This window comes from Enterobacter sp. BIDMC 26 (genome assembly GCF_000534435.1).
GTDB lineage: Bacteria > Pseudomonadota > Gammaproteobacteria > Enterobacterales > Enterobacteriaceae > Enterobacter > Enterobacter ludwigii.
The window spans coordinates 402,594-429,339 of the sequence record NZ_KI973182.1 but is presented as its reverse complement, the minus strand read 5'-3'; the positions used below and the strand labels follow the sequence as shown (position 1 = coordinate 429,339).

29 protein-coding genes are annotated in these 26,746 nt (G+C 53.9%); 21 read left to right on the top strand and 8 right to left on the bottom strand.

Translation table 11 applies throughout. The annotated features are described in order from the left end of the window. Positions 1 to 71 precede the first annotated feature (71 nt). Positions 72 to 1,016, top strand: a complete 945-nt coding sequence (rihA, locus tag L462_RS21230; RefSeq protein WP_032677685.1) for a pyrimidine-specific ribonucleoside hydrolase RihA — start codon at positions 72 to 74, stop codon at positions 1,014 to 1,016. A gap of 79 nt (positions 1,017 to 1,095) precedes the next feature. On the opposite strand, the gene L462_RS21235 is transcribed toward rihA, so the two are convergent. Continuing rightward, positions 1,096 to 1,578: a zinc ribbon-containing protein gene (locus L462_RS21235; RefSeq protein ID WP_025204671.1), complete on the bottom strand. Its 483-nt coding sequence runs from the start codon at positions 1,576 to 1,578 to the stop codon at positions 1,096 to 1,098. 214 nt (positions 1,579 to 1,792) lie between these two features. Between L462_RS21235 and leuS the strand changes: the two genes are divergently transcribed. The 14 genes from leuS to lipA all read left to right on the top strand — a co-directional run bounded on the left by leuS (position 1,793) and on the right by lipA (position 16,756). Next, complete coding sequence (leuS, locus tag L462_RS21240; RefSeq protein ID WP_032677684.1) at positions 1,793 to 4,375, top strand: leucine--tRNA ligase; 2,583 nt, start codon at positions 1,793 to 1,795, stop codon at positions 4,373 to 4,375. Positions 4,376 to 4,389: 14 nt separating this feature from the next. Further along, positions 4,390 to 4,959, top strand: a complete 570-nt coding sequence (gene lptE / locus L462_RS21245; RefSeq protein ID WP_032677682.1) for an LPS assembly lipoprotein LptE — start codon at positions 4,390 to 4,392, stop codon at positions 4,957 to 4,959. Beyond that, positions 4,959 to 5,990 carry a DNA polymerase III subunit delta gene (holA, locus tag L462_RS21250; protein ID WP_032677681.1) on the top strand — a complete coding sequence of 344 codons (1,032 nt, stop codon included), beginning with the start codon at positions 4,959 to 4,961 and terminating at the stop codon, positions 5,988 to 5,990. Before lptE ends, holA begins: the two co-directional genes overlap by 1 nt. Then, positions 5,983 to 6,648 carry a nicotinate-nucleotide adenylyltransferase gene (gene nadD / locus L462_RS21255; RefSeq protein WP_025204673.1) on the top strand — a complete coding sequence of 222 codons (666 nt, stop codon included), beginning with the start codon at positions 5,983 to 5,985 and terminating at the stop codon, positions 6,646 to 6,648. Before holA ends, nadD begins: the two co-directional genes overlap by 8 nt. A gap of 270 nt (positions 6,649 to 6,918) precedes the next feature. Continuing rightward, the gene (rsfS, locus tag L462_RS0123290) at positions 6,919 to 7,236 is read left to right on the top strand and encodes a ribosome silencing factor (protein WP_003858696.1); all 318 of its coding nucleotides are present in this window, start codon (positions 6,919 to 6,921) and stop codon (positions 7,234 to 7,236) included. A 3-nt stretch (positions 7,237 to 7,239) separates the two neighbouring features. Next, positions 7,240 to 7,707 carry a 23S rRNA (pseudouridine(1915)-N(3))-methyltransferase RlmH gene (rlmH, locus tag L462_RS21260; RefSeq protein WP_003858701.1) on the top strand — a complete coding sequence of 156 codons (468 nt, stop codon included), beginning with the start codon at positions 7,240 to 7,242 and terminating at the stop codon, positions 7,705 to 7,707. 28 nt (positions 7,708 to 7,735) lie between these two features. Further along, positions 7,736 to 9,637 carry a peptidoglycan DD-transpeptidase MrdA gene (mrdA, locus tag L462_RS21265; RefSeq protein ID WP_014169119.1) on the top strand — a complete coding sequence of 634 codons (1,902 nt, stop codon included), beginning with the start codon at positions 7,736 to 7,738 and terminating at the stop codon, positions 9,635 to 9,637. A gap of 2 nt (positions 9,638 to 9,639) precedes the next feature. After that, positions 9,640 to 10,752: a peptidoglycan glycosyltransferase MrdB gene (gene mrdB, locus L462_RS21270; protein WP_014169118.1), complete on the top strand. Its 1,113-nt coding sequence runs from the start codon at positions 9,640 to 9,642 to the stop codon at positions 10,750 to 10,752. 16 nt (positions 10,753 to 10,768) lie between these two features. Continuing rightward, positions 10,769 to 11,881, top strand: a complete 1,113-nt coding sequence (gene rlpA, locus L462_RS21275; RefSeq protein ID WP_032677680.1) for an endolytic peptidoglycan transglycosylase RlpA — start codon at positions 10,769 to 10,771, stop codon at positions 11,879 to 11,881. Between the two features lie 139 nt (positions 11,882 to 12,020). Beyond that, positions 12,021 to 13,232: a D-alanyl-D-alanine carboxypeptidase DacA gene (gene dacA, locus L462_RS21280; RefSeq protein ID WP_014169116.1), complete on the top strand. Its 1,212-nt coding sequence runs from the start codon at positions 12,021 to 12,023 to the stop codon at positions 13,230 to 13,232. 105 nt (positions 13,233 to 13,337) lie between these two features. Next, complete coding sequence (gene ybeD, locus L462_RS21285) at positions 13,338 to 13,601, top strand: DUF493 family protein YbeD (protein WP_003858718.1); 264 nt, start codon at positions 13,338 to 13,340, stop codon at positions 13,599 to 13,601. Between the two features lie 95 nt (positions 13,602 to 13,696). Next, positions 13,697 to 14,338, top strand: a complete 642-nt coding sequence (gene lipB / locus L462_RS21290; RefSeq protein WP_020885000.1) for a lipoyl(octanoyl) transferase LipB — start codon at positions 13,697 to 13,699, stop codon at positions 14,336 to 14,338. 291 nt (positions 14,339 to 14,629) lie between these two features. Further along, positions 14,630 to 15,583 carry a YbeF family transcriptional regulator gene (locus tag L462_RS21295; protein WP_020885001.1) on the top strand — a complete coding sequence of 318 codons (954 nt, stop codon included), beginning with the start codon at positions 14,630 to 14,632 and terminating at the stop codon, positions 15,581 to 15,583. A gap of 207 nt (positions 15,584 to 15,790) precedes the next feature. Next, complete coding sequence (gene lipA / locus L462_RS21300) at positions 15,791 to 16,756, top strand: lipoyl synthase (protein WP_014169113.1); 966 nt, start codon at positions 15,791 to 15,793, stop codon at positions 16,754 to 16,756. Positions 16,757 to 16,837: 81 nt separating this feature from the next. On the opposite strand, the gene tatE is transcribed toward lipA, so the two are convergent. Further along, complete coding sequence (gene tatE / locus L462_RS21305; protein WP_014169112.1) at positions 16,838 to 17,041, bottom strand: twin-arginine translocase subunit TatE; 204 nt, start codon at positions 17,039 to 17,041, stop codon at positions 16,838 to 16,840. A 126-nt stretch (positions 17,042 to 17,167) separates the two neighbouring features. Further along, a complete protein-coding gene (locus L462_RS21310; protein ID WP_032677679.1) occupies positions 17,168 to 17,956 on the bottom strand; it encodes a deaminated glutathione amidase in 789 nt (262 codons plus the stop codon). Between the two features lie 67 nt (positions 17,957 to 18,023). On the opposite strand from L462_RS21310, the gene crcB reads away from it, so the two are divergent. Continuing rightward, the gene (gene crcB / locus L462_RS21315; protein WP_014169110.1) at positions 18,024 to 18,407 is read left to right on the top strand and encodes a fluoride efflux transporter CrcB; all 384 of its coding nucleotides are present in this window, start codon (positions 18,024 to 18,026) and stop codon (positions 18,405 to 18,407) included. A 220-nt stretch (positions 18,408 to 18,627) separates the two neighbouring features. Here crcB and cspE read toward each other — a convergent pair whose 3' ends face one another. Further along, positions 18,628 to 18,837 carry a transcription antiterminator/RNA stability regulator CspE gene (cspE, locus tag L462_RS21320; protein ID WP_002439184.1) on the bottom strand — a complete coding sequence of 70 codons (210 nt, stop codon included), beginning with the start codon at positions 18,835 to 18,837 and terminating at the stop codon, positions 18,628 to 18,630. Positions 18,838 to 19,027: 190 nt separating this feature from the next. Then, complete coding sequence (gene pagP, locus L462_RS21325) at positions 19,028 to 19,645, bottom strand: lipid IV(A) palmitoyltransferase PagP (protein WP_155964414.1); 618 nt, start codon at positions 19,643 to 19,645, stop codon at positions 19,028 to 19,030. 495 nt (positions 19,646 to 20,140) lie between these two features. Here pagP and dcuC point away from each other — a divergent pair, with 495 nt between their 5' ends. Further along, entirely contained in the window at positions 20,141 to 21,508 is a 1,368-nt protein-coding gene (gene dcuC / locus L462_RS21330; protein ID WP_032677677.1) for an anaerobic C4-dicarboxylate transporter DcuC, read from the top strand. 94 nt (positions 21,509 to 21,602) lie between these two features. After that, entirely contained in the window at positions 21,603 to 22,412 is an 810-nt protein-coding gene (gene rna / locus L462_RS21335; protein WP_032677676.1) for a ribonuclease I, read from the top strand. On the opposite strand, the gene L462_RS21340 is transcribed toward rna, so the two are convergent. Next, positions 22,406 to 23,023, bottom strand: coding sequence for a flavin reductase family protein (locus tag L462_RS21340; RefSeq protein WP_025204679.1), 618 nt, complete (start codon positions 23,021 to 23,023; stop codon positions 22,406 to 22,408). The genes rna and L462_RS21340 overlap by 7 nt on opposite strands. A gap of 89 nt (positions 23,024 to 23,112) precedes the next feature. Next, positions 23,113 to 23,943: an alpha/beta fold hydrolase gene (locus tag L462_RS21345; RefSeq protein WP_020885006.1), complete on the bottom strand. Its 831-nt coding sequence runs from the start codon at positions 23,941 to 23,943 to the stop codon at positions 23,113 to 23,115. Positions 23,944 to 24,197: 254 nt separating this feature from the next. Between L462_RS21345 and rnk the strand changes: the two genes are divergently transcribed. Further along, positions 24,198 to 24,608, top strand: a complete 411-nt coding sequence (gene rnk / locus L462_RS21350; protein ID WP_014169101.1) for a nucleoside diphosphate kinase regulator — start codon at positions 24,198 to 24,200, stop codon at positions 24,606 to 24,608. A 137-nt stretch (positions 24,609 to 24,745) separates the two neighbouring features. Further along, positions 24,746 to 24,835, top strand: coding sequence for a small membrane protein YldA (gene yldA / locus L462_RS25695; RefSeq protein WP_271661446.1), 90 nt, complete (start codon positions 24,746 to 24,748; stop codon positions 24,833 to 24,835). A 9-nt stretch (positions 24,836 to 24,844) separates the two neighbouring features. On the opposite strand, the gene L462_RS21355 is transcribed toward yldA, so the two are convergent. Next, positions 24,845 to 26,083 (bottom strand): zinc-dependent alcohol dehydrogenase, encoded by a 1,239-nt coding sequence (locus tag L462_RS21355; RefSeq protein WP_032677675.1) that lies wholly within the window; start codon positions 26,081 to 26,083, stop codon positions 24,845 to 24,847. Between the two features lie 180 nt (positions 26,084 to 26,263). On the opposite strand from L462_RS21355, the gene uspG reads away from it, so the two are divergent. Continuing rightward, positions 26,264 to 26,692: a universal stress protein UspG gene (uspG, locus tag L462_RS21360; RefSeq protein ID WP_020885008.1), complete on the top strand. Its 429-nt coding sequence runs from the start codon at positions 26,264 to 26,266 to the stop codon at positions 26,690 to 26,692. The last annotated feature ends 54 nt before the right edge of the window (positions 26,693 to 26,746 follow it).

Here is a 26,746-nt window from a genome sequence, read left to right as displayed (position 1 = left end):
CTCTTCTTCTCGTCGGCGTCACATTGCAGCGTTAACCTTGTCACAAAATAATGCTACGTATGGAGCACGCTATGGCACAACCTATCCTTCTCGATTGCGACCCGGGTCATGATGACGCGATCGCCCTCGTCCTTGCACTTGCCTCCCCTGAACTGGACGTCAAAGCCGTCACGTCCTCTGCCGGAAACCAGACCCCGGAGAAAACGCTGCGTAACGTCCTGCGTATGCTGACGTTGCTCAAACGCACCGATATACCGGTCGCCGGTGGTGCCGTCAAACCGCTCATGCGCGATCTGATCATTGCCGACAACGTGCACGGTGAAAGTGGGCTGGATGGCCCGGCACTGCCCGAACCGGGGTTTGAAGCGCAACCCTGCACCGCCGTAGAGCTGATGGCGAAAGTGCTGCGTGAAAGCGCGGAACCGGTCACACTGGTGGCCACCGGCCCGCAAACCAACGTTGCGCTGCTGCTCAACAGCCATCCGGAATTGCACAGTAAAATCGCCCGAATCGTGATCATGGGCGGCGCAATGGGACTCGGGAACTGGACGCCAGCGGCGGAGTTCAACATTTTTGTCGATCCGGAAGCCGCAGAGATTGTCTTCCAGTCTGGCCTGCCGATTGTCATGGCCGGCCTGGACGTCACCCATCGCGCACAAATAATGGCGCACGACATTGCGCGCTTTCGTGCCATTGGCAACCCGGTGGCGACAACCGTCGCAGAGTTGCTGGACTTCTTTATGGCGTATCACAAAGCCGAGAAATGGGGTTTTCACGGCGCGCCGCTGCACGATCCGTGCACCATTGCCTGGCTGCTCAAACCGGAGATGTTTACCACGGTAGAACGGTGGGTGGGCGTGGAAACCCAGGGGAAATACACTCAGGGTATGACGGTGGTGGACTACTATTCGCTGACGGGCAATCACCCCAACACCACGCTAATGGTGGATATCGACCGGGAAGCGTTCGTGGATTTGCTGGCGGAAAGACTCAACTATTACAGCCAGGCCCGGTAAGCGATGGCCACCGGGCATGGTAGACTGCTCTGTGGCCTGATGCTCTCCCTCTGACCTGCTGGCAGAGGGCGGCTTTTACTTAGGGCTCAAACGGCCGACGCTGGAACTGATCGTGTCCACACTTTGGACACAGCGGCAACACATCCGGCGTATAGACCGCAATGTGGTGATGGCATTTCTCGCACACCAGATTCCCCAGCCCGACCACTTCTCCGCTGTGATAGACCCCGTGGTGGTTGAGATCCTGAAAGACTTCACGCCACTCCAGCTGCGTTTTATCGGTGATATCCGCCAGCTCCTGCCACAGGCTTTCTTTAATTACCCGCATAAAAACGCTGTCGGTAACCTCGTTCTGACTCTCTTCGTAGCTTCGCGCAAACTCTTCCAGGTCGCGGCGTACGGCGCGCGTCACCTCTTCCACTTCGGTTCGCGTTAACTCACCCGTTTGCGTCACGCGGGCCCGCGCCTGTTCCACCAGCGCATCGATATCACGCTCGCCGTTACGCAGCCGTTCCGTCAGTGTTGTCACCAGTTCTCGGTAAAATTGAGCAACCTTGTTCATCATTTTGCCTCCCGGGTAAGTAACTGACTCTAATAATAGACCTTATTTCGCCACCGCTTTGCCAGGTGAACCACAGACCCGACAAATTCCTCACGCGCGCATTTGTGCGAAAGGCTGTTTTGGCGCGGGCGTTTGGGCTATGCTATGCGGATCTGAATTACCACATCCATTGGCTACATTTGTAGCTGTATTGAAAACAGGACCACTGGCTGCCATGCAAGAGCAATACCGCCCGGAAGAGATAGAATCAAAAGTCCAGCAACACTGGGACGAGAAGCGCACCTTTGAAGTAACCGAAGACGAGAGCAAAGAGAAGTATTACTGCCTGTCGATGCTTCCCTATCCTTCTGGTCGACTACACATGGGCCACGTGCGTAACTACACCATTGGTGATGTGATTGCCCGCTACCAGCGTATGCTCGGCAAAAACGTCCTGCAGCCTATTGGCTGGGATGCGTTTGGTCTGCCTGCAGAAGGCGCGGCGGTCAAAAACAACACAGCACCTGCCCCGTGGACGTACGACAACATCGCGTACATGAAAAACCAGCTCAAAATGCTGGGCTTTGGCTATGACTGGAGCCGCGAGCTGGCGACCTGCACCCCGGAATACTACCGCTGGGAGCAGAAATTCTTCACCGAGCTGTACAAAAAAGGCCTGGTGTACAAGAAGACCTCTGCCGTTAACTGGTGTCCGAACGACCAGACCGTACTGGCGAACGAGCAGGTTATCGACGGCTGCTGCTGGCGTTGTGATACCAAAGTTGAGCGTAAAGAGATCCCACAGTGGTTTATCAAAATCACCGCCTACGCTGACGAGCTGCTGAACGATCTGGATAATCTGGATCACTGGCCTGATACCGTCAAGACTATGCAGCGTAACTGGATCGGCCGTTCAGAAGGCGTGGAGATCACCTTCAACGTTGAGAACGACGATCGGACCCTGACCGTCTACACTACCCGTCCGGACACCTTCATGGGTGCGACCTATCTGGCCGTGGCCGCTGGTCACCCGCTGGCGCAGAAAGCCGCGGAAAACAACCCGGAACTGGCGGCCTTTATCGACGAATGCCGCAACACCAAAGTGGCCGAAGCCGACATGGCGACGATGGAGAAGAAAGGCGTTGATACCGGCTTTAAGGCTATCCATCCCCTGACGGGCGAAGCAATCCCTATCTGGGCAGCCAACTTCGTGCTGATGGAGTACGGTACGGGTGCCGTCATGGCCGTTCCAGGCCACGATCAGCGTGACTACGAATTTGCCACCAAATATGGCCTGACCATCAAGCCTGTCATCCTCGCGGCTGACGGTTCTGAGCCAGACCTCTCCGCACAAGCCCTGACCGAAAAAGGCACCCTGTTCAACTCGGGTGAATTCAGCGGTCTGAGCTTTGAAGATGGCTTCAACGCGATTGCCGACAAGTTAGCGTCGCTGGGCGTCGGTGAGCGTAAAGTCAACTACCGCCTGCGCGACTGGGGTGTCTCTCGCCAGCGCTACTGGGGAGCACCTATCCCAATGGTGACGCTGGAAGATGGTACCGTGATGCCAACGCCAGAAGATCAACTCCCGGTGATCCTGCCGGAAGATGTGATCATGGACGGTATCACCAGCCCAATCAAAGCCGATCCTGAGTGGGCAAAAACGACCGTTAACGGCCAGCCAGCGCTGCGTGAAACTGACACCTTTGATACCTTTATGGAATCGTCATGGTACTACGCGCGTTACACCTGCCCGCAGTATCAGGAAGGCATGCTGGATTCCGATGCAGCAAACTACTGGCTGCCTGTGGACATCTACATCGGTGGTATTGAACACGCCATCATGCACCTGCTCTACTTCCGCTTCTTCCACAAGCTGATGCGTGACGCAGGCATGGTCAACTCTGACGAACCAGCAAAACAGCTGCTGTGTCAGGGCATGGTGCTGGCCGATGCCTTCTACTACGTCGGGGCGAACGGCGAGCGTAACTGGGTGTCTCCGGTTGACGCGATCGTTGAGCGCGACGAGAAAGGTCGTATCGTGAAGGCGAAAGACGCCGAAGGTCATGAACTGGTTTATACCGGCATGAGCAAGATGTCGAAGTCTAAAAACAACGGCATCGACCCTCAGGTGATGGTTGAGCGTTACGGCGCAGATACCGTGCGTCTGTTTATGATGTTTGCCTCTCCGGCTGACATGACCCTGGAATGGCAGGAATCGGGCGTTGAAGGGGCTAACCGCTTCCTGAAGCGTGTCTGGAAACTGGTTTACGAGCACACCTCTCAGGGTGATGCTCCGGCAGTGAACGTCGCGGCACTGACTGACGATCAGCAGGCGCTGCGTCGTGATGTTCATAAAACGATTGCAAAAGTGACCGATGATATTGGTCGTCGTCAGACCTTCAATACCGCAATTGCGGCTATTATGGAACTGATGAACAAGCTGGCAAAAGCCCCGCAGGACGGCGAGCAGGATCGTGCCTTAATGCGTGAAGCGCTGCTGGCCGTCGTTCGCATGTTGAACCCGTTCACCCCGCACGTCAGCTTCACCCTCTGGCAGGAGCTGAAAGGCGAAGGCGATATCGACAACGCACCGTGGCCAGTGGCTGACGAATCCGCGATGGTGGAAAACACCACGCTGGTTGTGGTCCAGGTTAACGGCAAAGTTCGCGGTAAAATTACCGTGGCGGTCGATGCTACCGAAGAACAGGTTCGCGAACGCGCAGGCCAGGAACATCTGGTTGCGAAATATCTTGAGGGCGTTACCGTACGTAAAGTGATCTACGTACCGGGTAAATTGCTGAATCTGGTCGTTGGCTAAGCGCGGGAGGAAACGTGCGACAACTGGCAACAATACTCTTATCTCTGGCGGTGCTTGTCACCGCTGGTTGTGGCTGGCATCTGCGCAATACCACGGCAGTGCCTGCTGAAATGAAAACGATGATTTTCGACTCATCAGATCCGAATGGTCCACTAAGCCGGGCAATTCGAAACCAGCTGCGGCTTAACGATGTTGAGTTGATAGAGAAAGGAACGTTACGTCAGGATGTTCCATCCCTGCGCGTTCTGGGCTCAGCCTTAGCTCAAGACACGGCGTCCATTTTCCAGGACGGCCGTACCGCGGAGTATCAGATGGTCCTGTCGGTTAATGCCGCCGTCCTGATCCCGGGTAAAGACATCTACCCAATCAGCACGAAAGTGTACCGTTCGTTCTTCGATAACCCGCAGACGGCTCTGGCAAAAGACGCCGAGCAGCAGATTATCATCAAAGAAATGTACGACAAAGCCGCAGAGCAGTTGATCCGTAAGCTGCCGGGCGTTGCCGCGTCAACGAAACAGGGTTCTGACATCATCGAAAAACCGGATGCCACCACGCCTCCTGTTTCTGCCTCCATGGGTAACTGATGATCAGGCTGTATCCTGAACAACTCCGCGCGCAGCTCAATGAAGGGCTGCGCGCGGCGTATCTGCTTCTCGGAAACGATCCGCTATTACTTCAGGAAAGCCTGGATGCCGTCCGACAGGCGGCGGCCGGTCAGGGCTTTGATGAACACCACACCGTCCAGCTGGATAACAATACCGACTGGAATGCCCTCTTCTCGCTTTGCCAGGCGATGAGCCTCTTTGCATCGCGCCAGACCATCCAGATCCTGCTGCCGGAGAATGGCCCTAACGCGGCCATCAATGAACAGCTGGCAACGCTGGTCAGTCTGCTGCACAGCGATCTGCTGTTTATTGTGCGCGGCAACAAGCTCACCAAAGCGCAGGAAAACGCGGCCTGGTTTACCCAGCTCGCGGCCAATGCGGTTATGGTGACCTGTCAGACGCCTGAACAATCCCATCTGCCAAAATGGGTCGCGACAAGAGCGAAGCAAAACAATCTTCAGCTGGACGACGCCGCAAACCAGCTTCTCTGCTACTGCTATGAAGGTAACCTGCTGGCACTGGCGCAGGCGCTGGACAGGCTCTCCCTGCTCTGGCCAGACGGTAAGCTGACACTGCCACGCGTGGAGCAGGCCGTTAACGATGCCGCGCACTTTACGCCCTTCCACTGGGTGGATGCACTGCTGGCAGCGAAAAGCAAACGCGCCCTGCATATATTGCAACAGCTGCGCCTGGAAGGTAGCGAACCGGTTATTTTGCTGCGCACTCTTCAGCGTGAATTATTACTGCTGATTACCCTCAAGCGTCAGTCTGCACATACGCCATTACGTTCGCTGTTTGATAAACATCGGGTGTGGCAAAACCGTCGGGCGATGACCACCGAGGCCATCAACCGCCTGAGTCATGAACAGCTGCGTCAAGCCGTGCAGCTTCTGATGCGCGCTGAGCTTACGTTGAAACAAGATTATGGTCAGTCGGTCTGGGCGGAGCTGGAAAGTCTCTCTCTGCTGCTCTGCCATAAGGCGCTGGCAGACGTATTTATCGATGGATAGTATGCATTCTTTACAGGCCCTCTACGGTGGCACCTTCGACCCGGTCCATTACGGACATCTGAAGCCGGTTGAAATTCTGGCGAATCTGATCGGCCTTCAGCGCGTAATCATCATGCCCAATAATGTGCCGCCGCACCGTCCGCAACCTGAGGCAAGCAGCGAGCAGAGAAAAGAGATGCTCACTCTGGCCATCGCGGATAAACCGCTTTTTAGCCTTGATGAGCGAGAACTGCGCCGCGACACACCGTCCTGGACGTCGCAAACGCTGCAGGAGTGGCGAGCCGAGCAAGGGCCGGACACTCCGCTGGCCTTTATTATTGGTCAGGACTCCCTGCTCAATTTTCCCACCTGGCACCAGTATGAAACGATTCTGGAAAACAGCCACCTGCTTGTCTGTCGCCGTCCGGGCTATCCGCTGACCATGCGAGAAGAGCAGTATCAGCAGTGGCTTGAGGCGCATCTCACAGACAATATTGAAGACTTGCACAACCAACCTGCCGGGAAGATTTATCTGGCAGAGACGCCGTGGTTCGATATTTCTGCGACCCTCATTCGCGAGCGTCTGCAGCAGGGATTAGCCTGTGACGATCTGCTGCCATCAGCTGTGCTGGACTACATTCACGCGCATGGGTTGTATCAGAAAAGCGCAGACGCATAGCGGGGGCGCATGAAAAAGCGGCGTAATGATTATCCTGCCTTGACAGGGTAAGCCATACTGTTATCCTCCGCTGCCAGACTTTCCCGCCGATCATTGCTTTACAGAAATTGTTTTACAAAAATGGCGATGCAATCTCAGGCGGAGGGTGGGATGATACCCGCCTTCAAAAGCCCGGCCGGAGACATTTGTCCCGACACTGGCGTCAGTTCAGGTATACTGTCTGGCCACGAATTCATAGTTATACAATCTCATTCACCCCAGGGGGAAAACTTGCAGGGTAAAGCACTCCAGGATTTTGTTATCGACAAAATTGATGACCTGAAAGGTCAGGACATCATCGCTATCGACGTTAAGGGTAAATCCAGCATCACCGACTGCATGATTATCTGCACCGGTACTTCAACGCGTCATGTTGTTTCGATTGCCGACCACGTTGTTCAGGAATCGCGTGCAGCAGGCCTGTTACCGCTTGGCGTTGAAGGTGAAGCGACCGCTGACTGGGTGGTTGTCGATCTCGGCGATGTGATTGTCCATGTCATGCAGGAAGAGAGCCGTCGCCTGTATGAGCTGGAAAAACTCTGGGGTTAATGCGTGAAGTTGCAACTGGTCGCCGTCGGCACCAAAATGCCGGACTGGGTACAAACCGGTTTTACTGAATATCTGCGTCGTTTTCCAAAAGACATGCCGTTCGAACTGGTGGAAATTCCCGCCGGGAAACGCGGCAAGAACGCCGATATCAAACGTATTCTCGATAAAGAGGGAGAGCTGATGCTGGCTGCCGCAGGCAAAAACCGCATCGTCACCCTCGATATTCCAGGTAAACCCTGGGATACGCCGCAGCTGGCGCACGAACTGGAGCGCTGGAAGCAGGATGGTCGTGACGTCAGTCTGTTGATTGGCGGGCCTGAAGGGTTATCTCCTGCCTGCAAAGCGGCGGCAGAACAAAGTTGGTCTCTCTCCGCGCTGACGCTTCCCCACCCGCTCGTTCGGGTACTGGTGGCAGAAAGCCTGTATCGCGCGTGGAGCATTACTACCAACCACCCATATCACCGCGAGTAGTGACTGACCAGGGTAGATTAAGCAGCGGATGAAACTACAGAATTCTTTTCGCGACTATACGGCTGAGTCCGCGCTGTTTGTGCGCCGGGCGCTGGTCGCCTTTACGGGGATTTTGCTGCTTACCGGCGTGCTGATCGCCAACCTCTATAATCTGCAAATTGTCCGCTTTACCGATTATCAGACGCGTTCAAACGAAAACCGTATCAAGCTGGTGCCCATCGCGCCCAGCCGCGGCATTATCTACGACCGTAACGGCACTCCGCTGGCGTTAAACCGCACCATTTATCAAATCGAAATGATGCCGGAAAAAGTCGATAATGTGCAGGATACGCTTGAAGCGCTAAAAGGCGTTGTCGATCTGACCGACGATGATATCGCCGCGTTCAAAAAAGAGCGTGCCCGCTCCCACCGTTTCACCTCAATCCCGGTTAAAACGAACCTGACGGAAGTCCAGGTGGCCCGCTTTGCCGTGAACCAGTATCGTTTTCCCGGCGTGGAAGTGAAAGGTTACAAGCGTCGCTACTACCCTTACGGTTCCGCGCTGACGCATGTCATTGGTTACGTTTCCAAGATCAACGATAAAGACGTTGAACGCCTCGATAAAGACGGCAAACTGGCGAACTACGCGGCGACGCACGATATCGGTAAGCTGGGGATCGAACGCTACTACGAAGATGTCCTGCACGGGCAGACCGGCTATGAAGAGGTTGAAGTTAACAACCGTGGCCGCGTCATTCGCCAGCTCAAAGAAGTGCCACCGCAGGCGGGGCATGACGTCTACCTGACGCTCGACCTCAAGCTGCAGCAGTATATTGAAACCTTACTGGCGGGCAGCCGTGCTGCCGTTGTCGTCACCGATCCGCGTTCCGGCGGCATTCTGGCGATGGTGTCCATGCCAAGCTACGATCCGAACCTCTTTGTCGATGGTATCTCCAGCAAAGACTATTCCGGTCTGCTCAATGACCCGAATACGCCGCTGGTGAACCGCGCCACACAAGGGGTTTACCCGCCAGCGTCAACGGTAAAACCGTACGTGGCGGTCTCTGCGCTGAGCGCGGGCGTCATCAACCGCAATACCAGTCTGTTTGACCCGGGCTGGTGGCAATTACCAGGCTCTGAAAAACGCTATCGCGACTGGAAAAAATGGGGTCATGGTCACCTCAACGTCACCAAATCGCTGGAAGAGTCTGCGGATACCTTCTTCTACCAGGTTGCGTATGACATGGGCATTGACCGCCTGTCAGAGTGGATGAGCAAATTCGGTTACGGACATTACACCGGCGTTGACCTTTCAGAAGAACGTTCCGGTAACATGCCAACCCGTGAGTGGAAGCTGAAGCGCTTTAAGAAGCCGTGGTATCAGGGTGATACCATTCCGGTGGGTATCGGTCAGGGCTACTGGACGGCGACCCCGATTCAGATGAACAAAGCGATGATGATCCTCATCAACGATGGCGTAGTGAAAGTTCCGCACCTGCTGCAAAGTACGGTTGAAGACGGCAAAAAAGTGCCGTGGATCCAGCCGCATGAAGCCCCGGTGGGTGACATTCATTCCGGTTACTGGGAAATTGCCAAAGACGGTATGTACGGCGTGGCGAACCGCCCGAACGGGACCGCACATAAGTATTTCGCCGGCACACCGTATAAAGTGGCCGCCAAATCCGGTACTGCGCAGGTCTTCGGTCTGAAAGCCAATGAAACCTATAACGCGCACCGCATTGCTGAACGTCTGCGTGACCATAAGCTGATGACGGCCTTTGCCCCTTATGATAACCCGCAGGTTGCGGTGGCGATGATTCTGGAAAACGGCGGCGCAGGTCCGGCCGTGGGGACCATCATGCGCCAGATCCTCGACCACATTATGCTGGGTGATAACAACACCGAACTGCCGGCTGAAAACCCGGCCGCCGCTGCGGCGGAGGACCAATAATCATGACGGATAATCCAAATAAGAAATCGCTGTGGGATAAAATCCACATCGACCCAGCCATGCTGCTGATCCTGCTGGCTCTGCTGGTTTACAGCGCCCTGGTTATCTGGAGCGCCAGCGGCCAGGACATCGGCATGATGGAGCGCAAAATCGGCCAGATCGCGATGGGTCTGGTCATTATGGTGGTCATGGCGCAGATCCCGCCACGGGTCTATGAAGGCTGGGCACCGTATCTGTACATATTCTGTATTGTGCTGCTGGTTGCGGTAGATGCCTTTGGGGCCATCTCTAAAGGCGCGCAGCGCTGGCTGGATCTGGGCGTTGTCCGCTTCCAGCCCTCTGAAATAGCCAAAATAGCGGTTCCCTTGATGGTGGCGCGTTTTATTAACCGTGACGTCTGCCCGCCTTCGCTGAAAAATACCGCCATTGCGCTGGTGCTGATTTTCCTGCCGACGCTGCTGGTTGCGGCGCAGCCTGACCTCGGCACCTCGATTCTTATCGCCCTCTCCGGCCTGTTTGTCCTGTTCCTGTCGGGTTTAAGCTGGCGTCTGATTGGCATTGCAGTCGTGCTGGTGGCAGCATTCATCCCGATTCTCTGGTTCTTCCTGATGCATGATTACCAGCGACAACGCGTCATGATGCTGCTCGATCCGGAAACCGATCCGCTGGGTGCGGGCTATCATATTATTCAGTCCAAGATTGCGATCGGTTCCGGCGGCCTGCGCGGTAAAGGCTGGCTGCACGGCACCCAGTCCCAGCTGGAGTTCTTACCGGAACGCCACACCGACTTTATCTTTGCGGTTCTGGCGGAAGAGCTGGGCCTGGTTGGCATCCTGATTCTGCTGGCGCTGTATGTGCTGTTGATCATGCGAGGGCTGTGGATCGCCGCACGTGCGCAAACCACCTTTGGCCGCGTGATGGCAGGCGGGTTGATGCTGATTTTATTCGTTTATGTCTTCGTAAATATTGGTATGGTGAGTGGTATTCTGCCGGTTGTTGGCGTCCCGCTCCCGCTGGTGAGCTACGGAGGCTCGGCACTGATCGTGTTGATGGCCGGGTTTGGTATCGTGATGTCGATCCATACCCACAGAAAAATGTTGTCAAAAAGCGTATAAAAATAAGGGGATCGGAATGCGTAAGCAGTGGCTGGGGATCTGCATTGCGGCAAGTTTACTTGCGGCCTGCACAAGTGATGATGGTCAGCAACAGGCAACCGTCGCGCCGCCGCAGCCTGCGGTTTGTAATGGCCCGATCGTTGAAATCAGCGGTGCCGATCCCGTTTATGAACCGCTCAATGCCAGCGCGAATCAGGATTACGAGCGCGACGGCAAAAGCTACAAAATTGTTCAGGATCCCTCCCGCTTTAGCCAGGCTGGCTTTGCCGCCATTTATGATGCCGAGCCAGGCAGCAACCTGACGGCGACCGGCGAAGCGTTCGATCCGATGCAACTGACGGCGGCTCACCCGACCCTGCCTGTCCCGAGCTACGCCCGTATCACCAACCTGGCGAATGGTCGTATGATCGTGGTACGCATTAACGATCGTGGTCCCTACGGTAACGACCGGGTGATCTCCCTGTCACGCGCGGCTGCAGACCGCCTGAACACCTCGAACAATACCAAAGTCCGTATTGACCCGATTATCGTGGCGCAGGATGGCACCCTCTCCGGGCCAGGTACCGCGTGTACGACGGTGGCGAAACAGACTTACGCCCTTCCCGACCGCCCGAACCTGGACGGCGGCATGGGAAGCGTCTCTTCTCCGGCAGAGCCTTCTCAGCCAGCAGGAGAAGTGCGCCCAATCAGCAATGATACGCTGCAGAGCGAAGACACGACGGGTGCGCCGGTAAAGAGTAGCGGCTTCCTGGGCGCGCCGACAACGTTAGCCACCGGCGTGCTGGAAGGCAGCGAACCTACGCCAGCACCGGCTCCTGTTGCCGCTCCTGCCACACAGCCTGCGCCCGTAACGGCTCCGGCGACGGCGCAAAGCACACCGGTTGCGGCTCCAGCGGCGGCCAGCGGCGGCTTTGTGGTTCAGGTTGGGGCGGTAAGCGATCAGGCCCGGGCGCAGCAGTATCAACAGCGTCTGAGCCAGCAGTTTGGTGTTCCGGGACGCGTTGCGCAAAACGGCGCAGTATGGCGTATTCAGATGGGGCCGTTTGCCAGCAAATCGCAAGCAGCGTCTCTGCAGCAGCGCCTGCAAAATGAAGCCCAACTACAATCATTTATCGCTGTTGCGAAATAATGAACTGGCGGCATCCAAAGTGTCAATTTGTGTAAAACACATTCACAAACTCATGCTTAAAGTCGGATGCCTGCCTGAATAGCATTTGCTATAGTAAGGCACTTTTTTTAATTCCATCACGGATGTCGTTGTTCTGACCATGAAGACCACTTTTTCTGCTCGTTTTGTGCAGCGCATGGCGCTGACCACGGCCCTTTGCGCAACTGCTCTCTCTGCAGCTCACGCCGATGACCTGAATATCAAGACCATGATCCCTGGCGTTCCGCAAATCGACGCGGAATCGTATATCCTGATCGACTACAACTCTGGCAAAGTGCTGGCTGAACAGAATGCCGACGCCCGCCGCGATCCGGCCAGCCTGACCAAAATGATGACCAGCTACGTTATCGGCCAGGCCATGAAAGCAGGGAAGTTCAAAGAAACGGATCTGGTCACCATCGGTAACGATGCGTGGGCAACCGGCAACCCGGTATTTAAAGGTTCATCATTGATGTTCCTGAAACCGGGCATGCAGGTTCCTGTTTCTCAGCTGATCCGTGGTATTAACCTGCAATCCGGTAACGATGCGTGCGTGGCAATGGCCGATTTCGCCGCGGGAAGCCAGGATGCCTTCGTCGGTCTGATGAACAGCTACGTCACCGCGCTGGGTCTGAAGAACAGCCATTTCCAGACCGTACATGGTCTGGACGCAGATGGTCAGTACAGCTCCGCACGTGATATGGCGTTGATTGGTCAGGCGCTGATCCGTGACGTGCCGAACGAATACTCCATCTATAAAGAGAAAGAGTTCACCTTCAACGGTATCCGTCAGACCAACCGTAACGGCCTGCTGTGGGATAACAGCCTGAACGTTGACGGCATCAAAACTGGCCATACCGATAAAGCTGGCTACAACCTGGTTGCTTCTGCCACCGAAGGTCAGATGCGTCTGATCTCTGCCGTGATGGGCGGTCGTACCTTCAAAGGTCGTGAGACAGAAAGCAAGAAACTGCTGACCTGGGGCTTCCGTTTCTTCGAAACCGTGAACCCGCTGAAAGCCGGTAAAGAGTTTGCTTCTGAGCCAGTCTGGTTCGGTGATAACGACCGTGCTTCCCTTGGCGTGGATAAAGATCTGTACCTGACCATTCCTCGTGGTCGCATGAAAGATCTGAAAGCCAGCTACGTGCTGAACACCACTGAGCTGCACGCGCCACTGCAGAAAAACCAGGTGGTGGGCACCATCAACTTCCAGCTGGATGGTAAAACCATCGATCAGCGTCCACTGGTTGTTCTGCAAGAAATCCCGGAAGGCAATTTCTTCGGCAAAATCATTGATTACATTAAATTGATGTTCCATCACTGGTTTGGCTAAAAATTGAACACTTGAAAGTGTGATTTTGATCCCCATATACTAGATATCCTGATAACTCCCACCTGTCGTGGGAGTTATTCTTTTTGACGTTACGCCGGAGCTGACATGAAAACCAAACTTAACGAACTGCTTGAATTCCCTACCCCGTTTACCTACAAAGTAATGGGTCTGGCGAAACCTGAGCTGGTTGATCAGGTGGTTGAAGTGGTACAGCGCCATGCGCCGGGTGACTACTCTCCGTCAGTAAAACCAAGCAGCAAGGGCAACTACCACTCGGTATCTATTACCATTACCGCAACCCACATTGAGCAGGTTGAGACGCTGTACGAAGAGCTCGGCAATATCGAAATTGTTCGTATGGTGCTGTAGTCCCTCTGCGGTTACCCGGTTTGCCGGGTAACCCGCCTCCCCGCTTGTGATATACTCTCCCTCACCTTTTGTCCCTCGTCTTCGGAGACGTCCTTTTGTATCAGGATAAAATTCTTGTCCGTCATCTCGGGCTGCAACCTTACGAGCCTGTCTCCCAGGCCATGCATGATTTCACCGATTCACGCGATGACACCACCCCTGATGAGATCTGGCTGGTCGAACACCTGCCGGTATTTACACAGGGACAGGCGGGAAAAGCGGAACATTTATTGATGACGGGAGATATCCCGGTAATTCAAAGCGATCGCGGTGGGCAGGTCACGTACCATGGGCCTGGGCAGCAGGTGATGTACGTTCTGCTGAACCTGAAGCGCAGAAAGCTCGGCGTTCGCGAACTGGTTACCCTGCTGGAACAAACCGTGGTTAACACGCTGGCGGAATACGGTATTGAAGCCCATCCGCGTGCCGATGCGCCGGGCGTCTATGTGGGAGAAAGTAAGATTTGCTCACTGGGGCTGCGTATCCGCAAAGGCTGCTCCTTCCACGGGCTGGCACTGAATATTAATATGGATCTTACCCCTTTCCAGCGCATAAACCCCTGCGGCTACGCCGGAATGGAGATGACGCAAATGCGCCAGTGGGTTGAAAGCGCAACGCCAGAGAATATTCGTCCTGTGCTTTTGAAGAACGTTTTAGCCCTACTTAACAATCCATCTTACGAATATATCACTGCTTAATATATCATGCATCATGGCTCGATTATTTGACGAGCCACTGTTTATTTACCGCTTTTACGCTTTACAATAATCCGCTTATTCTATATTTTCGAAGCGCCCGAATATTACCGCTACATATTATTTAGCCTCCAGCCAGAACTGCATACAGGGCGTAAGTAACTTGCGTGATAATCACACAACTGTTTGTTTTTGATAAACAAGTGAAACAAAACCAACACTTTACGAATCTCTACAAGCATAATAAATAAATTCAACTATCATTCATAATGTGAATGTATACGGAGTGAAAGCGTGGAGTATAATAATTTACCAGCCAAACGACTGAATGACCCAGGTGGTGAGGACAAGCCACAAATTTTTCGGACTTTACGTAATATTGATCTCAATTTGTTGACTATTTTTGAGGCAGTATATGTCCATAAGGGTATCGTTAATGCTGCGAAAATTCTTAATCTCACGCCTTCAGCAATAAGCCAGTCAATTCAAAAACTGCGCGCTATATTTCCCGACCCGTTATTTATTCGTAAGGGCCAGGGGGTTACGCCGACGGCCTACGCTACCCATCTGCATGAGTACATCAGCCAGGGGCTGGAGTCGATTCTGGGTGCGCTGGATTTAACCGGCAGCTATGACAAACAGAGAACCATCACTATCGGCTGCACCCCGTCTGTCGGCGTGCTGGTGATGCCCGCTATTTTTCAGGCGATAAAAGAGCATGTTCCCCAGCTCCTGCTGCGAAATGTGCCGCTCAACGAGCCTGATATTCAGCTTGCTCAGTTTCAGACCGACCTGATTATAGAAAGCGGCAGCTTTAGCGCCCGAGCGCTCGGACAACATGTCCTGTATGCGGATAACCTGGTGCTGGTGTGCCGCCAGCAGCATCCCGCCCTGAGCGGGCCGTTGACCATTGAAAATCTGCGTAACTATGATCATTCGTCTTTCATGACCGAAGGACAGTCCAATCATGCGCTGCGTCAGCGAATCGATGAGATATTCCCGGAACGCCAGATCAGCTTCAGTAGTTACAATATGTTCACCACTGCCTCCCTGATTGGCAGCAGCGACATGCTCTGCATCATGCCTTCGCGTCTGTATACCTTGTTGCGTAAATGTTGGCCGCTGGAGAGCATTCCTCTCAACCAGCTCAATGCGGAATCTATCGAGATTTCACTGCATTACAACAAACTCAGCTTGCGCGATCCGGTGCTGGAAAACGTTATCCGCGTCATCCGCCAGGCCTTCTGACTGGTTGATACAGCACAAGCCCCTGCCCCCTGCCGGGCAAAACGCACAAAACAACAACTATTTTACAAATTGGCGACCTGGCAGGCTGCTTTACCGACCGTTTCAATGATATACTGCCTGTCGTTCGTTCAAAAATAGTTGATAAATACAACATTCCCTTGAATAGAAACGCTTTCCTTCGATATTCGCAACTGGAACACGCACGCTATGAGTAAACCCATTGTGATGGAACGCGGTGTTAAATACCGCGATGCCGATAAAATGGCCCTTATCCCGGTTAAAAACGTGGCTACAGAGCGCGAAGCGCTGTTAAGAAAACCGGAATGGATGAAAATCAAACTTCCGGCTGACTCTTCGCGTATCCAGGGGATCAAAGCGGCGATGCGCAAGAACGGCCTTCACTCCGTCTGTGAAGAAGCCTCTTGCCCGAACCTTGCTGAATGTTTCAATCACGGTACCGCGACGTTTATGATTCTGGGTGCTATCTGTACCCGCCGCTGCCCGTTCTGCGATGTGGCTCATGGCCGCCCGGTAGCGCCCGACGCCAACGAACCTCAGAAACTGGCACAGACCATCGCCGATATGGCGCTGCGTTATGTCGTTATTACCTCCGTTGACCGTGACGATCTGCGTGATGGCGGTGCTCAGCACTTCGCTGACTGCATTACCGCTATTCGCGAGAAAAGCCCGAACATCAAAATTGAGACGCTGGTTCCAGACTTCCGCGGCCGTATGGATCGCGCGCTGGACATCCTGACCGCGACGCCACCAGACGTGTTTAACCACAACCTGGAGAACGTGCCGCGTCTCTACCGTCAGGTACGTCCTGGTGCGGACTATAACTGGTCTCTGAAGCTGCTGGAGCGTTTTAAAGAAGCGCATCCCCATATTCCCACCAAGTCAGGCCTGATGGTTGGTCTCGGTGAAACGAATGCTGAGATCATCGAAGTGATGCGCGATCTGCGCCGCCACGGTGTGACCATGCTGACGCTGGGACAGTATCTGCAGCCAAGCCGCCACCACCTGCCCGTGCAGCGCTACGTGAGCCCGGATGAGTTTGATGAGATGAAAGCCGAAGCGATGGCGATGGGCTTTACCCACGCAGCCTGCGGCCCCTTTGTTCGCTCCTCTTACCATGCCGATATGCAGGCAAAAGGCGAAGAAGTGAAATAAGACTGTAATATTCACTTACAGTAATGCAAAAAAACCGGCCTCTTGAGCCGGTTTTTTTTCGCAAGCCCTCAGGCATTGCCGTTACTCTTTGTGAGAAAGCTTCTCTGCCGGGATGTCACCCTCGGCGCTTTTCTTCGCAGCCGCATCATCGTCGTTCATCGCTTTCTTAAAGCCTTTGATGGCGGCACCCAGGTCACCACCCAGCGTGCGTAACTTCTTGGTACCAAACAGCAGGACGACCAGTGCGGCAACCACCAGCAGTTTGGTAATACTAATCTCACCCATAGATACCTTCTTTACATAAACCAGGCTGCATTCAGCGCCAAAAACCTGATTGTATTAACGGTCATTTGACGCGTGCACACAATAGCAATCTGTAACAAGGTGAATCAAGCATTGTTGAAAAAAACATCACAATAATTGCGGTGGCGCAAACCGACGGTTGCGAAGAACCGGTAATTGCTGCCGTGCAAGCGTAATCCTCTCCCGCTGTAACTCTGTCATCAGCAAAACCGGGGCCTCCGCCGCAGCGGCTATCGTAACTCCCAGCGGATCCACCACCCTGCTCTGCCCAATGTTCTTATTGCCGCACTCCCCCGAGGCCACAACATAACAGGTTGTATCCAGCGCACGCGCTGTAAGGAGCGTTGCCCAGTGATGCTCTTTAAGCGGCCCCTTGACCCACGCGGCAGGCACAACCAGCACGTCAGCCCCCTTTAACGCGAGCGTAAGTGCCAGCTCAGGAAAACGCAGGTCGTAGCAGGTCATCAACCCAATCTTAAAGCCATCGACATCAAGCAGCGGTGGGATGCTGTCTCCCGGATCCACCCGCCGTGACTCCTGAATGCTGAAGGCATCATAAAGATGGAGTTTGGCATAGCGCGCAACGATCGCGCCGTCACGGATAGCCACGAGGGTATTTACCGCCCGTCCCGCCGTTGAGGGGACATGCACCGTAAAGAGGGTGGTCAAACCATTGCCCGCACTTTCCGCCAGCAGGTGCTGTAAAAATCCGCCGTCCAAGGGCTGGGCAGACTTCACCGACAGGTCCGGGTCGTTGTCATCTCTTGCCAGCAGCGCCTCCGGCAGCACCAGCAAGGATGCTTCTTTCAGGCGGGCCTGCCTCATCAGAGAGACACATTTATCTGCATTCTCTTGCCAGTCAGGCGTAACCGCAAACTGTCCTACCGCAACATACATATTTGTCCCCTCAGCAAAAACCGCGTTAAACTCGCCACTCTTACACATCAAATAGCAGGTATTTACAGTGTTACAACTACTTTTAGCCGTTTTTATTGGTGGGGGTACGGGTAGCGTTGCGCGGTGGTTTTTGAGTATGCGTTTTAATCCCCTGCATCAGGCTATTCCAATGGGCACGCTGGCGGCTAACCTGATAGGTGCTTTCATTATTGGCGTGGGGCTGGCCTGGTTTAACCGTATGACGCATATCGATCCCGTGTGGAAGCTATTGATTACCACCGGCTTTTGCGGCGGTTTAACCACCTTCTCAACGTTCTCGGCGGAAGTGGTTTTCCTGTTTCAGGAAGGGCGTGTCGGCTGGGCGCTGATGAACATTGCGATTAATATGCTCGGCTCCTTTGCGATGACGGGGATCGCATTCTGGCTATTTTCTTCCGCCACGACGCACTAACAGACGCTGCGTTAATGTTGGCTTAATTTTTCTCTGTCACTCTGAACGCAATACTGAACGAGGGTGACAGAATGAAACAGAACCTGATGAGCGCAGGTGTGGTGTTGTTGAGCGTGCTGATCGTTGCCAGCTTCCTCAAAATGTATCTGCTTAGCTGATTCAACGCGAAAAAAAACCCGCTCAGTGAGCGGGTTTTGAAATTCTTGCTGACGCGTCTGAATTACAGAGCGATTACGTTAGCAGCAGAAGGGCCTTTGGCACCGTTAGTGATTTCGAACTCTACACGCTGACCTTCAGCCAGAGTTTTGAAACCATTAGACTGGATTGCAGAGAAGTGTACGAACACGTCTTTGCTGCCATCTTCAGGAGTAATGAAACCGAATCCTTTGGACTCATTAAACCACTTAACGTTACCTTTAATCTTAGACATCAAAATTACCTTTACATTAAAAAACGACACAAATGCTGTGTCGGGTACCAGTACATCAATTGTGGGACCTTTTGTCCAGCGGTTCTTTGATAAAAAGTGACTAAAGTCGCGTTAATTTCTGCTGACGGTTTTTTATCTCAACGGAATCAACGGCTGCACATTTTTTCACCACCACGTGACGTTTTTTCAGTTAAAACTGAAAACGCATCCAGGCGAAGTAAACGTTACCGTTGTTATATGTCCCCGGGATATAGGTCATCTGGAACGTTGCCGGACCATAGCCGATAGAGGCCAGAGGCAGCAGCACCGGAATCGGAATGTAGTTCCAGTTGTCGCGTGCGGTCACACCGGCGGTGTAGCCCAGCCCCACATGGAAGTTTTCATCGGCTAACGGACGCCAGGTTTTCTCCCAGCCATAACCCCCGATTGGTTCCCATTTGTTAAAGGAATCTTTAAAGGCCATCAGATAGATGCCATGCCAGTTCCCTTTTTCGTCCCAACGCGACTGACCAAAACCAGCCCCCCACGGGCGCTCGTTATATTTGTCAGTCTTTTCTTTGTCATAGGCAAAACGCGCATGCCACGTTATTGCCGGAACATACAGGTCATAATGCTCTGGCGCAGTCCAGGTCTGCGACACATTATCAGTGAAGGTGGAGAACCAGCCTTTATCGGTTGCATTGCTCTCGGCGTGTGCAACAGACGACAATGCTAACTGCCCAAAAATAAACAACAAAATGAGGGAAAATTTATTACGTACAATCACAATGCAATTACCATTCTTAGTATTCGAGGCAAAGTTTACCATAAAATAGTTTAATCAAAGCTTAACAGCATCAGCGTTATTCCTAATTAATCAGCGTCTTCCTGGGAATATTCTGAGAGGAACATACCTTCACGTCATAATAAGCACAATAAAAGTAAGCCTTTATTAGGCTTTTATACGCTGGACAATCCAACCAACGCCAGCAATGACGGTCTCCAGGGCCCGTCCTGGAGGGCTGCCGGCAGCCATTAAAAACCCAGTTCCCAAAGGGTTTTTGCCTTTTCTTTCTGCGGCGAATTTAAACCCACAAAATATTTAACAACCCATTATCATTTAATTGACATATAGTGATATCTCTACCGGTCAATATGCGCATGAGATAAATGCCGGGGCGATGGCAAAAATACCGTTAATATCTTCTTTAGTAGTCTGTTTATTGATTTTAATCAGCAAGGACAGAACATTAATTCGGCACATTTCATCCTTCTTTTTTATTGATTATTTGTGCTCTCGGGCAGCAAGGATACAGGGGAAACCATGCTTACGTTTATCGAGCTCCTTATCGGAGTCGTCGTCATTGTCGGTGTAGCGCGCTACATCATTAAAGGTTACTCGGCCACAGGGGTGTTATTTGTCGGCGGGCTAACCCTGCTCATTATCAGCGCCATCATGGGCCATCAGGTGTTACCGGCCAGCGCAGACAGTACGGGCTACACCGCCACTGACATTGTTGAATACATTAAAATCCTGCTCATGAGCCGCGGTGGCGACCTGGGTATGATGGTCATGATGCTGTGCGGTTTTGCGGCGTACATGACCCATATCGGCGCGAATGATATGGTGGTTAAACTGGCGTCCAAACCGCTGCAGTACATTAACTCCCCGTATCTGCTGATGGTCGCGGCCTATTTCCTTGCCTGCCTGATGTCCCTTGCCGTGTCGTCCGCAACCGGTCTGGGCGTACTGTTAATGGCCACCCTGTTCCCGATTATGGTTAACGTCGGTATCAGCCGCGGCGCGGCCGCCGCGATTTGCGCCTCGCCAGCCGCCATTATTCTTTCCCCCACCTCCGGTGATGTCGTGCTCGCAGCCAAAGCCGCTGAGATGTCGCTTATCGACTTTGCGTTCAAAACCACGCTGCCCATTTCTATCGTCGCCATTGTCGGCATGGGCATCGCGCACTTCTTCTGGCAACGTTATCTCGATAAGAAGGAGAACATCAGCCACGAGATGCTGGACGTGAGTGAAATCACCACCACCGCGCCGGCGTTTTATGCCATTCTGCCGTTCACACCTATTATTGGCGTGCTTATTTTTGACGGTAAATGGGGCCCGCAGCTGCACATCATCACCATTCTGGTGATCTGCATGCTGCTGGCCGCCCTGCTGGAGTTTGTGCGTGGGTTTAACACGCAGAAAGTCTTCTCGGGTCTGGAAGTGGCCTATCGCGGTATGGCGGATGCGTTTGCAGGGGTCGTTATGCTGCTGGTTGCAGCAGGCGTCTTCGCCCAAGGTCTGAGCACCATCGGCTTTATTCAGAGCCTGATTTCCATCGCCACCTCGTTCGGCTCGGCCAGTATTATCCTGATGCTGGTTCTGGTGGTGCTGACCATGCTCGCCGCCATGACCACCGGTTCAGGTAACGCGCCGTTCTACGCCTTCGTTGAGATGATCCCGAAACTGGCTCACTCCTCAGGCATTAACCCGGCCTATCTCTCCATCCCCATGCTGCAGGCGTCAAACCTCGGTCGCACCATTTCGCCGGTATCGGGTGTGGTTGTAGCCGTTGCCGGGATGGCAAAAATCTCGCCTTTCGAAGTGATCAAACGCACCTCCGTCCCCGTGATTGTGGGGCTGATTATCGTGATTATTGCCACGCAGGTGCTGGTACCCGGCGCAGCTTAAGCTAAATTCCTGATATCCAGAAAGCGCCTGCGGGCGCTTTTTGTGCTTTAATAATTTCCAGAAATTATTCATGCTCATTCGATCAGGAAATCACATGTTCAGGAAGGATATCGTTATTCCGTCTGGCGCAATCGCGCTGGCACTCTGTGTATTCTCCGCACAGGCCGACCCACTCAAGGCAACGCAGTATGGCGATTTCGATCGCTACGTTCTGGCTCTTTCCTGGCAAACCGGGTTCTGCCAGAGCATGGCCGACCGTAACCGCAACGAGCCCGAAGAGTGCCGTTTACAAAAAGAGAGTGATAACAAAACCGATTTTCTGACCGTGCACGGATTATGGCCGGGGCTGCCAAAATCTGTTGCCGCACGGGGTGTGGATGAACGTCGCTGGATGCGTTTTGGCTGCGCGACCCGTCCAATCCCGAACATGCCGGAGGTGAAGGCCAGCCGCAAATGCGCTGCCGCCGAAACCGGACTGTCGCTTTCAGGTGCTGCGAAGCTGAACAGCGTTATGCCGGGTGCTGGCGGTAACTCCTGCCTGGAACGCTACGAATATGCCAAACACGGCGTGTGCTTTGGTTTTGATCCTGACGCGTATTTCGGCACGATGGTGCGCATGAATCAGGAGATAAAAAACAGCGCGGTCGGCAAGTTCCTCGCCGATAACTATGGAAAAACCGTAAGCCGCAGCGATTTTGACAGCGCCGTGACCAAGGGCTGGGGCAAGGAGAATGTCAAAGCGTTCAAACTTACCTGTAATGGCAACCCGTCCTACCTGACCGAAATGCAGATCTCACTTAAGGCAGACACCATTAATAACCCGCTTTCTGCGACCTCATTTGCTCCGCAGCCACACCCGGGTAACTGCGGAAAACAATTCGTCATTGATAAAGCCGGTCACTGATTGACGATTGGTCGGGTCATGTCAAACCGGTGCTCGTCACTGATGCCATAGTAAGCCGTCGGCCCACCCGCACGCAGGATGGGCTGCGCTTTCGCCGTCTGATAAATCCCCTCTTCCAGCAACGTTTCGGCGATGTGAATACCCACCACTTCGCCGAGCACCAGCCAGGTATCAACCGGTGTGCCGTCGGCCCCGGTAAGCTGAATACACTGCGACAGGCGACACTCAAAGTTAACCGGGCTTTCTGCCACCCGCGGGGCGTTCACCAGCTGGCTGGCCGCTGGCGTTAATCCCGCAAAGGTAAATTCATTTTCATCGTGGGGAAGCATCGCCGAGGTCGCATTCATCGCTTCAGCCAGATCGCGCGTCGCCAGGTTCCAGACAAACTCGCCGGTTTCGGTAATATTACGCACGCTGTCTTTCCAGCCGTTGCTGGAAAAACCGATGATGGGCGGACGATAGTTAAAGCAGTTAAAGAAGCTATACGGCGCGAGATTCAGCTGACCGGCGTTGTCGCACGAGGAGATCCAGCCAATCGGGCGTGGGCCAATAATCGCGTTCAGTGGGTCATGCGGCAGGCCGTGTCCCAGAGAAGGTTGATAGAAATACATAGTGCTCTCTTAATGGTGGGGCAGACACGAATTGCGTTTCGCTCAGTACCCTGGATCAGGACACTCAGCGTAACGCAATCCGCCAGGAATTAAGACTGAATAAATTTCAGCAAATCGTCATTGATCTGGTGCTTATGCGTGGTGCATATGCCGTGAGAACCCCCGGCATAGACCTTCAGCTCAGCGTTCGGCAGGATCTCTGCAGCCACCCGACCACAGGTCTCGATCGGGACTATCTGGTCGTCGTCGCCGTGGATCACCAGCGTCGGGATAGTCATCTTTTTCAGATCTTCACGCAGATCGGTTTCAGAGAACGCTTTGACGCAGTCATACAGCGCCTTGATCGACCCCTGAAGCCCCTGCTCAACGAAGCTCTCCCGCACCGCTTTGGACTCTTTCGCCCCCGGGCGGTTATAGCCATAAAACGCCTCGGTCAGCGCATAGAAGAAAGCCGCGCGATCGTTAATCACGCCTTCCCGAATACCATCAAACACCTCTTTCGGCACACCGTTCGGGTTGAAATCGGTTTTGATCATAATCGGTGTCACGGCACCAATAAGTACCGCTTTCGCCACGCGATCCGTACCGTGGCGACCAATATAGCGCGCCACTTCGCCACCACCGGTTGAATGCCCCACGTGAACAGCGTCCTTCAGATTCAGACGCGCCGTCAGCTCAGCCAGGTCGTCGGCGTACTGATCCATATTGTGCCCATCCCACGGCTGCGCTGAGCGGCCATGTCCGCGGCGGTCATGTGCAATTACGCGAAATCCTTTTGATCCCAGGTATAACATTTGGTCTTCAAAGGCATCCGCCGTCAGCGGCCAGCCGTGGCTAAACACCACGGGTTGCCCGCTTCCCCAGTCTTTAAAATATAAATAACTGCCGTCTTTCAACGTAATTTTGTCGTAATCGCTCATGAGATCTCCTGAGAAGAAACACTGAATGCGGATAGTCGCCCGCAGGGGGCGCTTAAAAAGAATAATGCAAATTGGCAAGGGAGCACGTTTTTCACCGAAAATTCATATGACCCATGAATGTGACCTGTATCACTTCAAAGTTGTGCGCTCAGCCAGTATCATCAGAAGAGTTAAACCCTCGCTGCCAGACGGCGAGGGTTTTCTTTTGGATTGGTTTCTGCGTTACACGCAGCATTAACGACATGGAGTAAAAAATGTCCAGACCCACCATCATTATCAATGAGCTTGACGCAGAACGTATTGACAGACTGCTGGAAAAAGCAGAATTCGCTTCGCTTCCGGTGGCTGACGCCCTGAATGAAGAGCTTGACCGGGCACAGATGTGCACGCCTGAATCCATGCCGCACGACGTGGTCACCATGAACAGCCGGGTTAAATTCCGTAACCTGGCCACCGGTGAAGAGCTGACCCGAACGCTGGTCTACCCGGCGCAGATGACCGACAGCAGTGCACAGCTTTCGGTCCTTGCCCCTGTGGGTGCCGCGCTTCTTGGTCTGCGTACGGGAGACACCATCAACTGGGCGTTGCCAGGCGGTGCCGCGGCGCATCTGGAAGTGCTGGAGCTGCTCTACCAGCCAGAAGCCGCGGGCGACTACCTGCGTTAACCCCATCTGAACAAACGCTCCCGCGTTGCACAGAGGATGCACCCGCATCCTCTTTCCGCAAATTCACCCGATTATCCTATATCGCCCGAAAACCCCTTAACCCACGCTTAATCTGTTTGGGTGCCGCGGGGACGGTCATGAGTGAGATAGTGGTTATCACACTTATTTTTCTCATTATTCTGGCGATCATCGTCATGGCGGTGCTTTATCTTGAGCGTCATCGGTAAGCGATAATCTCACACCACCCCACCCGGGAAAGCATTGACCAGGCCTTTCACCTGCTGTGCCGCCGCGTCAGGCGTTTCCGCCCCCGGCACCAGAATGACCTTGCGGCACTCCTCCTCCCGTTTTTCGAAAATCTTGTAGGCGCGTTCCGCATCCGCCAGCGGCAGATAGTGGGTCACAATCTCCTCCGGCGTAAGCAGCCCTTTTTCGATAAGTGGCAGCAACTCGCCCAGCCAGGCGTGGACGTGTGTCTGCCCCATCCTGAAACTCAGCCCTTTATCGAAGGCATCGCCAAACAGGAAGCCGTGAATAAACCCGGCGTAAACGCCAGGGACGCTGACAACGCCGCCGCGCCGGACAGCCGCGATACACTGACGCAGCGCTTTGCCGCTGCTGCCTTCAATTTTAAGGTTTCTGAGGATTGTTTCCGTGGTGCTGCCTTTGGCTTCGAACCCGACGGCATCAATCACCGCATCGACACCACGCTGGCCGGCAGTTTGCTCAATGATTTTTTCGGCGGCATCGTTGTCATCATCAAAGTTGACAGGGATTGCGCCGTAGCGCGCCTGAGCGAATTGCAGGCGATACGGGTGGTGGTCAATGACGAAGATCTGTTCCGCCCCGAGCAGTCGCGCGCAGGCAATGGTCAGCAACCCCACCGGCCCGGCGCCGAAAACGGCCACGCTCGATCCTTTTTCGATCTGCGCATTTTTTGCCGCCTGCCAGGCGGTGGGTAAAATATCTGACAGGAACAGCGCTTTGTCATCGGACAACAGCGGCGGCACCTTGAACGGCCCAACGTTCCCCTTCGGTACGCGAACATATTCCGCCTGGCCTCCCGGCACGCCGCCGTAGAGATGGCTATAGCCAAACAGCGCGGCTGGCGCGGGAATCTGCTTTTTGTTCAGCGCGGCGCCCTGCCCGGCGTTGGTCGTCTCGCAGGCCGCGTACTGCTGCAGACGGCAGAAGAAACAGTCACCGCAGGCAATCACAAACGGGATAACCACGCGATCGCCCTTCTGTAAATTCTTCACCTCCCTGCCACACTCAACGATTTCCCCCATAAATTCATGACCAAAAATATCGCCGTGTTGCACCTTCGGGATTTTGCCGCGATAGAGATGCAGATCGGACCCGCAAATCGCCGTAGCCGTGACCCGCAGAATAATATCGTCTGGCTGTTCAATGATGGGATCGGGGACATTCTCGACGCGAACATGATGCGGGCCGTGATACGTGAGTGCTTTCATGCAACCTCCGAAAGGATCTAGGACAGTGTATAAAGGGTAGCTACCCCAGAAGACTTGCCCGTGATGACGGATCTTTTGAGATTTTTCCTGGCGAGATCAAAAAGTGGCGCCGCGCTTACAGAAACCATTCATATTTTGTGGTTGAATGAATTCAGCGTTTATAAACAAGGAGAAACGGGTATGTATCAGACAATCATTATGCCGGTTGATGTTTTCGAGATGGAGCTGAGCGACAAGGCCGTACGCCACGCGGAGTTCCTGGCGCAGCAGGACGGGATCATCCATCTGTTACACGTGTTACCGGGTTCCGCCAGCCTGAGTCTGCACCGCTTTGCCGCCGATGTACGTCGCTTCGAAGAGCATCTTCAGCACGAAGCTGAAAATCGTCTACAAACCATGGTCGGGCATTTCAGCATCGACCCTTCACGTATCAAAACTCACGTCAGGTTCGGCAGCGTGCGGGATGCCGTTAATGAACTGGCCAATGAACTGAAAGCAGACGTCGTGGTGATCGGTTCCCGTAATCCTTCCATTACCACCCACCTGCTGGGCTCTAACGCGTCGAGCGTGATCCGTCACACCCACATTCCGGTGATGGTCGTCAGGTAAAAAAAAGAGGCCACCTTTCGGTGGCCTCTTGCTGTTGCAGGTGTAGTCTTGCTT